The organism is Nocardia otitidiscaviarum, from assembly GCF_007362295.1.
GTDB lineage: Bacteria > Actinomycetota > Actinomycetes > Mycobacteriales > Mycobacteriaceae > Nocardia > Nocardia otitidiscaviarum.
This window is the reverse complement of sequence record NZ_CP041695.1, coordinates 3,124,362-3,138,472: the sequence shown is the minus strand read 5'-3', so window position 1 is coordinate 3,138,472 and position 14,111 is coordinate 3,124,362. Positions and strand designations below refer to the sequence as shown.

At 66.4% G+C, this 14,111-nt stretch carries 13 protein-coding genes; 1 reads left to right on the top strand and 12 read right to left on the bottom strand.

Features of this window, described 5'->3' with window-relative positions; translation table 11 throughout:
* Nucleotides 1-180 precede the first annotated feature (180 nt).
* From FOH10_RS13825 to FOH10_RS13800, 6 genes are all read right to left on the bottom strand, one after another.
* Nucleotides 181-732, bottom strand: a complete 552-nt coding sequence (locus FOH10_RS13825) for a dihydrofolate reductase family protein (RefSeq protein ID WP_143980999.1) — start codon at nt 730-732, stop codon at nt 181-183.
* Nucleotides 733-792: 60 nt separating this feature from the next.
* Nucleotides 793-1,623, bottom strand: coding sequence for an RNA polymerase sigma-70 factor (locus FOH10_RS13820; RefSeq protein ID WP_244962077.1), 831 nt, complete (start codon nt 1,621-1,623; stop codon nt 793-795).
* 142 nt (nt 1,624-1,765) lie between these two features.
* Nucleotides 1,766-2,953: an NAD(P)/FAD-dependent oxidoreductase gene (locus FOH10_RS13815; RefSeq protein ID WP_143980997.1), complete on the bottom strand. Its 1,188-nt coding sequence runs from the start codon at nt 2,951-2,953 to the stop codon at nt 1,766-1,768.
* A 98-nt stretch (nt 2,954-3,051) separates the two neighbouring features.
* Entirely contained in the window at nt 3,052-3,357 is a 306-nt protein-coding gene (locus FOH10_RS13810; protein ID WP_143980996.1) for a hypothetical protein, read from the bottom strand.
* Entirely contained in the window at nt 3,354-3,995 is a 642-nt protein-coding gene (locus tag FOH10_RS13805) for a hypothetical protein (protein WP_221937969.1), read from the bottom strand. Before FOH10_RS13805 ends, FOH10_RS13810 begins: the two co-directional genes overlap by 4 nt.
* Before the next feature lie 141 nt (nt 3,996-4,136).
* Nucleotides 4,137-4,868: a hypothetical protein gene (locus FOH10_RS13800; protein ID WP_143980994.1), complete on the bottom strand. Its 732-nt coding sequence runs from the start codon at nt 4,866-4,868 to the stop codon at nt 4,137-4,139.
* 865 nt (nt 4,869-5,733) lie between these two features.
* Between FOH10_RS13800 and FOH10_RS13795 the strand changes: the two genes are divergently transcribed.
* Entirely contained in the window at nt 5,734-5,985 is a 252-nt protein-coding gene (locus FOH10_RS13795) for a hypothetical protein (RefSeq protein WP_143980993.1), read from the top strand.
* 76 nt (nt 5,986-6,061) lie between these two features.
* On the opposite strand, the gene nuoN is transcribed toward FOH10_RS13795, so the two are convergent.
* From nuoN to nuoH, 6 genes are all read right to left on the bottom strand, one after another.
* The gene (nuoN, locus tag FOH10_RS13790) at nt 6,062-7,600 is read right to left on the bottom strand and encodes an NADH-quinone oxidoreductase subunit NuoN (protein WP_143984081.1); all 1,539 of its coding nucleotides are present in this window, start codon (nt 7,598-7,600) and stop codon (nt 6,062-6,064) included.
* An 89-nt stretch (nt 7,601-7,689) separates the two neighbouring features.
* Nucleotides 7,690-9,309: an NADH-quinone oxidoreductase subunit M gene (locus tag FOH10_RS13785; protein ID WP_029927506.1), complete on the bottom strand. Its 1,620-nt coding sequence runs from the start codon at nt 9,307-9,309 to the stop codon at nt 7,690-7,692.
* The gene (gene nuoL, locus FOH10_RS13780; RefSeq protein WP_425326141.1) at nt 9,306-11,195 is read right to left on the bottom strand and encodes an NADH-quinone oxidoreductase subunit L; all 1,890 of its coding nucleotides are present in this window, start codon (nt 11,193-11,195) and stop codon (nt 9,306-9,308) included. Before nuoL ends, FOH10_RS13785 begins: the two co-directional genes overlap by 4 nt.
* Nucleotide 11,196: 1 nt before the next feature.
* Entirely contained in the window at nt 11,197-11,496 is a 300-nt protein-coding gene (gene nuoK / locus FOH10_RS13775; RefSeq protein WP_029927508.1) for an NADH-quinone oxidoreductase subunit NuoK, read from the bottom strand.
* Entirely contained in the window at nt 11,493-12,326 is an 834-nt protein-coding gene (locus FOH10_RS13770) for an NADH-quinone oxidoreductase subunit J (RefSeq protein WP_039813840.1), read from the bottom strand. Before FOH10_RS13770 ends, nuoK begins: the two co-directional genes overlap by 4 nt.
* The gene (gene nuoH / locus FOH10_RS36265) at nt 12,323-14,110 is read right to left on the bottom strand and encodes an NADH-quinone oxidoreductase subunit NuoH (protein ID WP_143984079.1); all 1,788 of its coding nucleotides are present in this window, start codon (nt 14,108-14,110) and stop codon (nt 12,323-12,325) included. Before nuoH ends, FOH10_RS13770 begins: the two co-directional genes overlap by 4 nt.
* Nucleotide 14,111 lies beyond the last annotated feature (1 nt).

Below are 14,111 nucleotides of genomic sequence, written 5' to 3'. Positions count from 1 at the left end.
AAACACCGACACTCAGTGGCACTTCCGTCCGGGGTGGCGCAATCGCCGCCCGATGGCGAGCTGATGCAGCCGCAGCAGGCCACCCCCCCCGACATCGGATTCGGCGTATCCGGCACCGAGAACGGGCCATGCGGGGTTCAGGACACGGCTCCTGTCCCAAATTCCGGTCTGAACGAGGGCTCAGTCGGCGAGGTAGCGCAGCAATACCGCGGTGCTGAAGTGTCGCGTTTCGGCCAAGCGCAGCGGGATGTGCTTGTCCAGGGGCGGGAACATCGGCGTGCCGCCGCCGAGCAGGATCGGCGAGACGAACAGTTGATACTCGTCGATGAGGCCGTGGGGGAGCAGTGTGGCGGCCAGGTTTGCGCCGCCGACCTCCATGACGCCGTCGCCTCCGGCCTTGAGCGCGCGCACCTCCTCGACCGCGTTCTCTCGGACCAGGGTGCTGTTCCAGTGGACTTCGGTGAGGGTCCGGGAGAAGACGACCTTCGGTTTGCTGGTCCAGAGCTCGGCGAAATCGCGTTCGATGGGTGGGGCGTCCTCGGGGACGTGCGGCCAGTGATCGGCCATCAGCTCGTACATGCGACGGCCGTGCAGCGAGATCTCGAGCTCGCGGAAGCGGTCGTTGTGGAACTGATGCAGTTCGTCGTCCGGGGTGGTCCAGCCGATGCCGCCGTCGCGGTCGTTCATGTAGCCATCCAGGGATACACCGTAGGTGTAGACAAGTTTCCGCATAACTCGTTGGACCGCTCGCGGACTCGAGATTCATCGGTGCTCGTCCAATTTCCGGGTAAATCATCGAAGCGTGAGGTGGGTTTCGGAGTCGACGTGGGTGAGTTTGCGCGGATTGCGGACATAGAAGAGGCCGGTGATGCGCGCATCCTCGACGTGTACGGCGATGACGCCGTCGAGTTCGCCGTCCGCGTACAGGGCGAGTGCGGGACCGCCGTTGACCGTGGCCAGCTCGACGGTGATCGTGATATCGGTGGTGGTGAGCGTCTTGGTGAGCCCGCCGACGATGAAGCGGGAGACCTTGTCGGCGCCGTGGATCGGCCGCGGGGATGCCTGTTTGATGCCGCCGCCGTCGCTGATCGCCACCACGTCGGGGGCGAGCACCGCGAGCAGTCCGCTCAGGTCCCGCGTTTCCAGGGCGTGCCGGAACGCCTCGACGGCGGCCTCGGCCTGGTCGGCCGTGACCGTGCGGCGCGGACGCCGGGCCTCGACGTGGCGGCGGGCGCGATGGGCGATCTGATGCACGGCCGCGGGGGTCTTGTCCACCGCGGCCGCGATCTCGTCGTAGCCGATCCCGAAGGCCTCGCGCAGCACGAACACGGCCCGCTCGGTCGGGGTCAGCGTCTCGAGTACCAGCATGAGCGCCATCGAAACGCTTTCGGCCAGTTCCACATCCGCCGCCACATCCGGGGTGGTGAGCAGCGGCTCCGGCAGCCAGGACCCCACGTACGATTCGCGGCGGCGTTTCAACGACCGCAGTCGATTCAGCGCCTGCCGGGTGGTGATCCGCACCAGGTAGGCACGCGGTTCGGCGACCTCCGCCGCGTCCACCTTCACCCAGCGCATCCACGTCTCCTGGAGCACGTCCTCGGCGTCGGCGGCCGAGCCGAGCATTTCGTAGGCGACGGTGAACAGCAGATTACGGTGGGCGAGAAAGGTTTCCGTCGCGGCGACGGCGGCGCGGGGGTCGGCGGGCACACCGGACCGCCGGGGTCGGCCGGGTTCGCGCGTGGAGTCCATCGGGTTCGCTCCCGCCCTATGCGACGGGTGCCGTGGCGTCGCCGCGCTGCGCCAGCAGGGCCGGTCGATGCTTGCCGTCCTTGGGCCAGTGGTGCGAACCGGGCTTGCCCGCCTCCGTCACCAGATGGTCGACGCTGGCGGCGCAGGAGAACTCCTTCAATTTGCGGCCCGCGAATCCGGTGAAGTACAGCGGCAGTGCGGTGTCGTCCTTGCGACCGAGCTGGAAGATGCCGGTGCGGCGGCCGAAACTGATGCACATGGCGGGGAAGGACAGGTCGATCGGCGTCGGCCGCTCACCCGCGATCCGGTGCAATACAGTGTCCGCGGCATGTGCGCCCAGGCAGCCTGCCGCGTAGGCGCTCATCCGGAACGGCAGATCCGAGGGTGCCGACGCGTCACCCGCCGCGACGATCCGCTCATCGTCTACGCTGGTCAGGGTTTCGTCGGTGAGCAGTCGCCCCGCGGCATCGGTGCGCAGACCGCTGCGCGCGGCCAGCTCCGGCACCCCGAATCCCGCGGTCCAGATGGTGACCCGGCTCGCCAGGGTGCGACCGTCCCGCAGTTCCACGGCGTCCGACGTCACCGCGGCGACCGCGGTATCCGGACCCTCCAGCAGGCCGACGCCGAGCTTGGTGAGGTATTTGCGCGCGGTGCGGCGCGCCCGCGGGTGCAGGTACGGCCCGAGGCCACCACCGCAGATGAGGGTGACGCTGCGCCCCTGCTCCGCCAGTTCCGCGGCGGTCTCGATCCCGGTCGGCCCGCCCCCGACCACCGTCACCGCCGCCGACATCGGCGTGTCGTACAGCACCGAGCGCAAGCGCCGCGCCGCCTCCAATGTGGCTATCGGATAGGCGAACTCGGCCGCGCCCGGTACCCGCGGCCCCGCGCTGCCGCTGCCCACCGCGTAGACGAGGTAGTCGTAGCCGATCCGGCCGCCCTCGGCCAGCGTCACGCCGCGTCCGGCCGCGTCGATGCCGGTGACGTTGTCGACGACCAACCGGACGCCCTCGGCGAGCACGTCCCGGTATTCGACGACCGCGTCGTGGGTACCGCCCACCAGCTGGTGCAGTCGCAGCCGCGGAACGAAGACCGGCCGTGGGTTGATCACGGTCACCGTCACGTCGTCGCGCTGGGTCAGGCGATTGGCCGCCATGATCCCGGCGTACCCGCCGCCGACCACGACCACATCGATGTTCTCGCCCATGATGTCTCCTTCACTCCGAGGGGTTCATGCACCAGACACCGCAGTTCCAAATTTCCTGACACACTGTGACTTAGATCACTCGCGCTACCGGCACATGTTCACGGGGTTCCGGACCGGTAATGCCTGGAAATTTCTTCGACCAAGAAGGCATCGAGATCGGTATCGGAAAGTTCACCAGTCCCATCCGCCCACCAGCCTCCGATGCACTGAACCGCTGGGTAGGGTAGGGAGAATGCGCTCCGCATCACATCCATCAGCTCGGGTGTCGATACGTTCGGATAAAGCCTGATGATCTCTCGCAGAATTCGAGAGGGTGTAAGTCCCCACTGGTGCATCTGGATTACCAGTGCAATTGTCCGCTCGCCGATTTCCTGTTTGCCGGGCATCGGATCACGATCGTTCATCGGGTGAACTCTACCTCCACGGTTGTGTACGCTCCAGGATCGCCCTGAGCGTTCAGAAGTCGTACTGCTCGGTAGCCTGCGCTGGCTGCCTGCTTCCCCGTCCATGTCTGCGCCGCCGCGACCTCTGATGACAATCCGCGAGCGGTGAGTTCGTTGAAGCGGGCGAGGTTCGAACCCCACTGCCAGTTCCCCAGTATCGAGGTGAATTCACCTTCAAAGAATTTCATGATGGCCCGGAACTGCTCTGCGCCCTTCAGCAGTTCCGAACGCTGCCCATTTTCCAGTTGGGTTCGAATGGTCATGTAGAGCTCGCCGCCCGGGCCGACTGTGCCTTCGGAATATAGCCGCGGACTCGTCGGATCCTGTTTATAGTACCGCTGACCTGGAATGGACCGGTCGATCAGAAGCGGCGGTGCCGGGACACTGTCTTCGAGTGGATTCGGTCCCGCGCCATCGGGGCTCAGCCCCTCACTGGCTTTCTCGATCTCATGCCCGCCCCGCTCGGCGGCATCGGCGATTCTGCTGCGTGCCGCGCGGACCTCCTCGGCGAGTTCACCCAGTGTGCCGTGCAGGTGAGGACCGGTCTGGCGGCTGAGTAGTATGACCATGTCGGCCGCTATCCGCCTCAACTGCTGCAATACCTGTTCCCCAGGCGCACCCGTCATCACCGACCGCCGTCACCGTGGACGACGGGTCCGGGCGCGGTCTCATCTGCCGACGAATGTGTCGCGACGGAGGTTCGCTGTTCCAGAGGTGGTCGTCCATGTTCCAGCGGTCACCTAATTTCCGAAGTAGTCGTCAGACAGTTTCTGATAGAAGGGATAGTATTCCTGATACCAAAACGAATGCGGGTGGTTGATGCTGTCGGCGATTATGAGACGCGCCTCTTGGCGGGATATCGTGCCGCTGGCATAGCTAACACTGTAAAAAGGTCGGATATCCGGACCGCCGTTCTCCGAGATTTCTCTCCGCACCTGCGCGGACGTTAGTTCAGCCTCGGCTTCATCGACGAATGAATTGTGCAGATGCTCATTAATCCACTGCTCGCGTGTCATGCTCTTTGTGGGCGGTCTTATTGAAAGGGGTACATCGCTCTTCCTGGCGTACCCGGCCTCATGAGCCATGATATCTGTCAAAAGCAGATTGTCTCCCTTCGCGGCGATGTCGATGTTGATCAATTTTTGCTCTCGGACGGCGTAATACCCACTGCCTTTCGGCCCCATAGAATAATCCACCCATCCGCTTCCAAATCCCGCAAAGTCTTCGCCAGTGTGGGAGACAATTCGACGAGCGCGTCCACTTCCTGAACCGTTCGTCCATGCGATCCTCGAAGCGCGATCCCATGTGAACTTCGGAGTATTGCGTTGATCAGCGCCGGTCAGCCCGGTAGCCGTGGTGCGCAATCCGCCGCTGCCGGCCCGGTAGCGGGTGACGAAGCCCTCGCCGGCCCGCCGCAGCAGGTTGCTGGTACGGGCGGCGATCTCTTCGACGAGTTGCGAGACCCGGCTCATGGCGTCTCGTGCACGCTGAGTGCGCTAAGTGTCCTGGCTCCTGCGGTGAGCTGTAGGTACAGCGTTCGGAGACCGCGCCTTTCCTGGAACGAGATGACTCCCTCTGGTGGTATCCGAGGGTTGGCGCTGACATGCTCGGAGGAATGGTGAAAGCGAGTCGTGAGATCGGCCTGGGTGATTCGGCATCCCGCTGAAACGTCCATTATCACCAAGCCCTTCGGAGGACCGGACAACGTACGAGATCCACGGAAGGTGATTGTTGATAACGGACCCGTCTCGGGGTGTGCCTCGAACTCGCGCACGTGAGGATTGGTGCAGGGCACCTCGAACAGCGCGACCGAGCACGTCTCGGAGACGGACTCCGGCGTGAAAGGACCCGGTACGGCCAGAATCCGGTCGACAATCCTGCGGATCTCGCCTGCGCCTCCGGGCGTCACGATGCGCCTCCGCGAGTGTGCGGCAAAACTGGATCACTCGATTCCGACAGTGAGATCAACGTCGATACCGCGGCCCGGCAGCCGATCCCGAAATGATCCACAGCAACCCCATCCCTACCGGCACAACCCGAACGAGACCGAATCCTGTTCTCGAGGAGGCCGTGCCAAGCACCTGATCTTCCCGCAGAAGGGGCGATCTCAATTCATCAGGGCTTCCCAGAATTGGGAAACTCTGGAATGTCCACCATCTGAAGGATCAGCAATCGAATAGCCGTGGACCTCGGTGGTCCGGACTTTCGGCTTCGGAACGAGTGTGGTCGCTGTCGGTATCCCCGGCTCGCGCCATTTCCAGCGCACACCCCACGGTCCGGCGGCGGCTGTGTGAGGATGGGCGGCGTTCGTTCAGCTCGGTACGTGAGGAGCAGTTGGTGAGAGTTCGATACCTCGTGGGATTGCCGGTGGCGGTCATGGCCATGGTGCCGGTGTTCGGGTTCGCCGCCTCGGGCACCGCCCAGGCTCGGGTGCAGACCTACAGCTGCACCGCCGAGTCGTGGGGCGGCGAGCAGCTCGGGCCGCTGACCGTCGAGTCGAAGTACGGTGTGCGCGCGGCCAAGGGGCTGGCCAAGACGGAATGGCGCGGGGAGGCCAAGTACTCCAGCATCGAATGCACGCCCGTCTAGTGCACCCGGCACCGCCGTCGAACACATCGGGCCCGCCGCGACGATCGCGGCGGGCCCGATGTGTGTGCGAGAGAGGCTAACCGGTGAACACCGCCGCCTGCTCGGCGAGGTCCAGCAGCGGCTGCGGGAAGATGCCGAGCACCAGGGTGGCCGCCGCGGTGACGGCGATGACGGTGGTGGTGAGGGTCGGGTAGACCAGCGTCGGCGGGTCCTCCGGCGGGTCGGTGAAGAACATGAGCACGATGACGCGGACGTAGAAGAACGCCGCCACCGCACTGGTGACCACGCCGACGATGACCAGCGGGGTGGCCCCGCCCGACGCCGCCGCCTCGAAGACCGCGAACTTGCTGATGAAGCCGCTGGTGAGCGGGATGCCCGCGAAGGAGAGCAGGAACAGCGCGAAGATCGAGGCCAGCCAGGGGGAGCGGCGGCCGAGCCCGGCCCAGGCCGACAGCGTGGTCGCCTCGTCGCCGTTGCGGTCGCGGATCAGGGTCACCACGGCGAAGGCTCCGATGGTGCCCAGCCCGTAGGCGACCAGGTAGAACAGCACCGAGGAGATGCCCGCGGTGTTCGTCGCCACCAGCGCCGTGAGGATGAAGCCCGCGTGCGCGACCGACGAGTAGGCGAGCATGCGCTTCATATCGGTCTGGGTGATCGCCAATACCGCGCCCACGATCATGGTCGCGATGGCGACGGCCGCGAGGATCGGCCGCCAATCGTCCCGCAGCCCGGGCACCCCGACGTACAGCACGCGCAGCAGCGCGCCCACCGCGGCGATCTTGGTGACCGCGGCCATGAAGCCGGTGACCGGAGTAGGCGCGCCCTGGTAGACATCCGGCACCCAGGACTGGAACGGCACCGCGCCGATCTTGAACAGCAGGCCGACCGCCAGCATGGCCACACCGAGAATGGCGAGCGTGCGCTCACCGCCGTCGCGCGAGATCGCCTCGGCGATGCCGGACAGACGCACACTGCCCGCGTAGCCGTACAGCAGTGCCATTCCGTACAGGAAGAACGCCGACGAGAACGCCCCCAGCAGGAAGTACTTCAGCGCCGCTTCCTGGGAGAGCAGTCGTCGCCGCCGGGCCAGCCCGCACAGCAGGTACAGCGGCAGTGACAGCACCTCGAGCGCCACGAACATGGTGAGCAGGTCGTTGGAGGCCGGGAAGAGCATGAGCCCGCCCACCGCGAACATGGCCAGCGGGAACACCTCGGTGGTGGCGACACCGGCCCGCGCGGCCGCCAGTTCGTCGCTGCTGCCGGGGGTGGCGGCGGCCTGCGGGGTGAAGGCGTCCACGCCCTTGGACGCGGTCAGGCTCCAGGTGCCGGGGCCTTCCCGCCGCACCGGATTCCGGTCCGCGCGCCGCTCGGCGAGGAACAGCAGGCCGAGGATGGACACCACCAGGATCGTGCCCTGCAGGAACAGGGTCACCCCGTCGATGGCGACCGCGCCGACCACGGCGGTGGCCTCGGTGCCGCGCAGTCCGATGACCGCGCCGAGCGCCACCGCCAGACCGCCCAGGCCGAGCACCAGATGTGAGCCATAGCGGAAACGCCTGGGCAGGAACGCTTCCACCAGCACCATCACCACGGCCACACCGAACACGATGAGCATGGGGGACAGGTCCCGGTACTCGATGCTGGGCGCGGGGACGGTCGCGGCGAGCAGTGAATCGGATACCGCGGCGAGAAGGGGAGTACCGCTCACTTGTGTGTACCTCCGCTGTGCGTGGATTCGGTCGCGGCCTCGGGCTGCACGGTCGGTGCCGGATCCTGCTTACCTATGGTGGTGAGCGTGCGCGCCACCGCCGGATCGATGGCGTCCAGCGCCGGTTTCGGGTACGCGCCCAGGAAGATCAACGCCCCGATCAGCGGCACCACCACCGCGAGTTCGCGTGGCAGCAGGTCGTAGATCTTGTCGCTGCCCTCCTTCACCGGCCCGGTCATCATGCGCTGGTACATCCACAGCACGTACAGCGCCGCGAGTACCAGGGCGCTGGCGGCGAAGACGGCCGCCACCGGGTACCGGGTGAAGGTGCCGACGAGAACCAGGAATTCGCTGACGAACGGCGCCAGTCCGGGCAGTGACAGGGTGGCCAGTCCGGCGATGAAGAACGTTCCGGCCATGATCGGCGCGACCTTCTGCACCCCGCCGTAGTCGGCGATGACGCGGGTGCCCCGGCGCGACACCAGGAATCCGGCGATGAGGAACAGCGCCGCCGTCGAGATGCCGTGGTTGACCATGTACAGCGTCGCCCCGGAGCCGCCCTGGCTGGTCATCGCGAAGATGCCCAGGATGATGAAGCCGAAGTGCGAGATCGAGGTGTAGGCGATGAGCCGCATGACATCGGTCTGCCCGATGGCCAGCAGGGCCCCGTAGATGATGCCGATGACCGCGAGCACGCTGATGATCGGCGCGTAATCCGATGCGGCGGTGGGGAACAGCAGCAGGCAGTAGCGCAGCATGCCGAAGGTGCCGACCTTGTCGACGATCGCCATCATGAGCACCGCGCTGGCCGGGGTGGCGGCCACCGCGGCGTCCGGCAGCCAGGTGTGCAGCGGCCACAGCGGGGCCTTCACCGCGAAGGCGAACATGAAGCCGAGGAAGATGGCATTGAGCACCGCCGGTCCGGCCCCGAGCTGTCCGGTGTTGGCGGCCTCCATGACGGCCCGGAAATCGAAGGTGCCGTTCTCGCCGCCGATGCCCTCGCGCACGGTGAGCACGTACAGCCCGATCACCGCCGCCAGCATGATCAGCCCGCCGAACAGGTTGTACAGCAGGAATTTCACCGCCGCCCGGGAGCGCTGCTGCCGCAGCGCCACATCGGTGATGCGCGGCCCGAATCCGCCGATGAGGAAGTACATCGGGATGAGCATCACTTCGAAGAACACGTAGAACAGCAGGATGTCCAGGGCGGTGAAGGAGACCAGCACCATGGCCTCGACCACCAGGGTGAGCGCCATGTAGTAGTGCGTCACCCGGGGCCCGCTGCCCACCGCGCGTTCGTCGTTCCATCCGGCGAGGATGAGCAGCGGCACCAATCCGGCGGTGAGCAGCACCAGCACCAGGGCGATGCCGTCCATGCCGACGGTGTATCCGGCCCCGAAAGCCGGTATCCACTCGTGTGATTCGACGAATTGGAAATGCTCACCACCGGGCACGAACCGGGTGGCGAGCCAGATCCCGATGCCGAGGGTGCCGAGCGAGACGAGCAGCGCCCAGGCACGGGCGGCCGTCCGCCATGCTCCCGGAATCAGCAGGGTGAGCGCGGCACCGGCGAGCGGTGTCACCCACAGCGTTGTCAGCCAAGGAAACTCGCTCACAGGTACCTCACCGCCAGCAGGGCGGCGGCCACCAGGGCCGCGCCGGTGAACATGGACAGGGCGTAGGACCGCACGAATCCGGTTTGCGCGCGCCGGATTCGAGCCGACAGGCCACCGATGACGGCGGCGGTGGTGTTGACCAGACCGTCGATCCCGCGATTGTCGACGAACACCAGCGAACGGGTCAGATGCTGGCCCGGCCGCATGAACGCGGCCTCGTTGACGGCGTCGTGGTAGAGATCGCGGCGCGCGGCCACGGTGAGCGCGTTGCCCGCGGGTGCGAGCACCGGGATCTCCCGTTTGGCGTACTGGTCGTAGGCCACCCACACACCCGCCGCGACCACCGCGAGGGCGAAGAAGGTGATCATCCAGATCGGCAGCACGGGTTCACCGTGATGCGATCCGACCACCGGCGCGAGCCAATTCTGCAGTGACGAACCGAAAGCCAGCATCGCGCCCGAGGCGATCGAGCCCAGCGCCAGCAGGATCATCGGCCCGGTCATGCTCACCGGCGCTTCGTGCGGGTGCGCGTCGGAGTGCCAGCGCTTCTCACCGAAGAAGGTGAGCAGCATGACGCGGGTCATGTAGAAGGCGGTGACGCCCGCGCCGACCAGCGCCGCGATACCGGTCACCCAGCCGCCCCAGCCGCCGTAGGCGAAGGCCGATTCGATGATGCGGTCCTTGGAGAAGAAGCCCGCGAACGGCGGCACCCCGATGATCGCCAGATACCCGAGTCCGAAGGTGATGTAGGTGATCGGGAGGATCTTGCGCAGTCCGCCGTAGCGGCGCATATCGGTTTCGTCGTTCATGGCGTGCATGACCGATCCGGCTCCGAGGAACAGTCCGGCCTTGAAGAAGCCGTGCGTCAGCAGGTGCATGATGGCCGCGGCGTAGCCGACCGGCCCCAATCCCGCCGCCAGCACCATGTAGCCGATCTGGCTCATGGTGGAGGCGGCGAGGGCCTTCTTGATGTCGTCCTTGGCGCAGCCGATGATCGCGCCGTAGAGCAGGGTCACCGCGCCGACCGCCATGACCGCGGCCTGCGCGCCCGGCGCCAGATCGAAGATGGCGTTGGAGCGGGCGATCAGGTACACACCGGCGGTGACCATGGTGGCCGCGTGGATGAGCGCGGACACCGGGGTCGGGCCCTCCATGGCGTCCCCGAGCCAGGATTGCAGCGGCACTTGCGCGGATTTGCCGCACGCGCCGAGCAGGAGCAGCAGGCCGATGGCGGTGAGGGTGCCCTCGCCCGCCGCCGACGCGGCCCCGAACACGGTCTGGAAGTCCACGCTGCCGAAGGTCGCGAACATGATCATGAGCGCGATGGCCAGCCCGATATCGCCGACCCGGTTGACCACGAACGCCTTCTTGGCGGCGGTCGCGGCCGACGGCTTGTGGTACCAGAAGCCGATCAGCAGGTAGGAGGCCAGGCCGACGCCCTCCCAGCCCAGGTACAGCACCAGGTAGTTGTCGGCGAGCACCAGCACCAGCATGGCGGCGAGGAAGAGGTTCAGGTAGGCGAAGAACCGCCGCCGCCCCGGATCGCCGTTCATGTAGCCGACCGAGTAGATGTGGATGAGCGATCCGACTCCGGTGATGAGGAGTGCGAAGCACATCGACAGCTGATCGAGTTGCAGGGCGAAGTCGACATTCAGCCCGGTGACCGGCACCCAGCTGAAGAAGGCGTGGTGCACGGCCCGGTCGCCGTCGGCGCGGCCGAGCATTTCCACGAACGCCCACACGGCGACGCCGAACGAACCCAGCGCCATGAGGGTGCCGACCCAGTGGCCCCACCTATCGCTGAATCGTCCGACCAACAGCAGGAATACGGCACCGGCCAGCGGCAGTGCGGGCAGCAGCCACAGCGTCATCGTCTGCGTATCCATATCAGTACCGCAGCAGATTCGCGTCGTCGACCGAGGTCGAGCGGCGGGCACGGAAGATGGTCATGATGATGGCCAAGCCCACCACGACCTCGGCGGCGGCAACCACCATGGTGAAGAAGGCGAAGACCTGCCCGTCGAGATTGCCGTGCTGGCGGGCGAAGGTGACGAAGGCCAGATTCACCGCGTTGAGCATCAACTCGATGCACATGAACACCACGATGGCGTTGCGCCGCACCAGCACACCGGCCGCGCCGATGGTGAACAGTAGTGCGGACAGATACAGGTAGTTGTCCGGATTCACCGCGTGCCTTCCTCGTCCGAACTGTCGGAGTGGTTGTGGCCGTTGCCGTTCCCGTTGCTGACCGAGAGCGCGGCGGCTTCGTTGTGGGCGCGCCGTCGGCGGTGCCGCAGGATGGTGCTGACCGACTGCTCCTCGAAGGAGCCGTCGGGCAGCCGGGCCGGGGTGTCGACGGCGTTGTGGCGGGCGTACACGCCGGGCGTGGGCAGCGGCGTGACCCGGGTGCCGTCCCGGAACCGCTGCTTGGACAGTTCCCGCTGATCGGTGCGCGGCCCGAACTTCTCCCGGTGCGCCAGCACCATCGCACCGATGGTGGCGGTGATCAGCAGTGCGCCGGTGAGTTCGAAGGCCCACACGTACCGCACGAAGATCAGTTCCGCGAGCTGGGCGACCGTGTAGTCCCCGCCCAGTCCCGGTCCGGTGGCGGCCACGCTGGTCTCGTTCATCCCGCGCGAGATGGCGGCCATGAGCAGCAGCCCGAACCCGAGGCCGACCACGATCACGGCGATCCGGTGGCCGCGCAGGGTCTCCCGCAGCGACTCGGCCGAATCCACGCCGACCAGCATGAGCACGAACAGGAACAGCATCATGACCGCGCCGGTGTAGACGACGATCTGCACCACGCCCAGGAACAGCGCGTCCTGGGCGATGTAGAACACCGACAGGGTGATCATGGTGGCGGCCAGGCACAGTGCCGAGTGCACGGCCTTGCGGGCGCACACCATGCCGAGCGCCCCGGCCACCGCGACGACGGCGAGAATCCAGAACATCACGGCCTCACCGGTGGTGGTGCGGGTGATGATCGGTTCCGCCTGGGCGAGCAGAGCACTCATCGCGCCTCTCCTTCCGCGCCGACCGCCGCGGGCGTGCGGGGCTCGGATTCGGTTGTCGCGCCGGGCACTTCACCCCGGTAGTAGGAGCCCTCGTCCGCGCCCGGGTACATGGCGTGCGGCGGGGCGAGCATGCCCTGTCGCAGCGGGGCGAGCAGATCCTGCTTCTCGAAGATGAGGTCGGCGCGATTGTCGTCGGCGAGCTCGTAATCGTTGGTCATGGTGAGCGCCCGGGTGGGGCAGGCCTCCACGCACAGACCGCAGCCGATGCAGCGCAGATAGTTGATCTGGTACACGCGGCCGTAGCGTTCGCCGGGGGAGAAGCGCTCGTCGTCGGTGTTGTCCGCGCCCTCCACGAAGATGGCGTCGGCCGGGCAGGCCCAGGCGCACAGTTCGCAGCCGATGCACTTCTCCAGGCCGTCCGGATGCCGGTTGAGCTGGTGGCGTCCGTGGTAGCGGGGCGCGGTGGGCACCTTCACTTCCGGGTACAGCTCGGTATTCGGCTTCTTGAACATGGTGGAGAAGGTGACCCAGAATCCGGCGAGTGGTTCGAGCAGACCGGGTTTGGCGGCGCGCTCACCGGTATCGGTCGGCATGGGCGGCACCGGGAAGTCCGAGTACATGCGGGTGGCGTCGGGATCGGGTGCGGCGGCGGCGCGGTCGTCGCCCGCGTGCCCGGCCCGCAGCACCAGTCCGATGAGCACGATGGCGACCACGATGCCGCCGATCACCATGCCCGGGGTCTGCACGTTCATGCCCTCGAGCTGAAGCACCCGCAGCGTGGCCACGAACATGACCCAGGCCAGCGACACCGGGATGAGCAGCTTCCAGCCCAGATTCATGAACTGGTCGTAGCGCAGTCGCGGCAGGGTGCCGCGCAGCCAGATGAACACGAACAGGAACGTCCACACCTTGGCGGTGAACCACAGCATGGGCCACCAGCCGGAGTTCGCGCCCTCCCACAGGCTGATCGGGAACGGTGCGTGCCAGCCGCCGAAGAACAGCGTGGTGGCCAGCGCCGACACCGTCGCCATATTGATGTACTCGGCCATCATGAACATGGCGAACTTGAGCGAGGAGTACTCGGTGTGGAAGCCGCCCACCAGCTCGCCCTCGGCCTCGGGGAGGTCGAAGGGCGCGCGGTTGGTCTCGCCGACCATGGAGACCGCGTAGATGAGGAAGGACGGCAGCAGCAGGAAGACGTACCAGGTGCCGTACTGGGCGTCCACGATGCCGGAGGTGGACATGGTGCCCGCGAGCAGGAACACCGCCGCGAAGCACAGCGCCATGGCGATCTCGTAGGAGATCACCTGGGCGGTGGAGCGCAGCCCGCCCAGCAGCGGGTAGGTGGAACCGGATGCCCACCCCGCCAACACGATTCCGTACACCCCGACCGAGGCCATGGCCAGCACGTAGAGCACCGCCACCGGCATATCGGTGAGCTGCAACTGTGTGGTCTCCCCGAAGATGCTGACCTCGGGCCCGAACGGGATCACGGCGAACGCCATGACCGCCGGGATCAGTGAGATGACCGGTGCCAGCACGAAGATCGGCTTGTCCACGATGGCCGGGATGATGTCCTCCTTGAGGAGCATCTTCACGCCGTCGGCGATGGACTGGAGCGTGCCGCGCGGGCCGACCCGGTTGGGGCCGACGCGCATCTGCATGAACGCCACGATCTTTCGTTCCGCGTACACCGCCAGCATGGGGGTGAGCAGCAGGAAGACGAAGATGCCGAGGGATTTGACCAGCACCAGCCACCAGGGGTCGTGGCCGAAGACACTCATG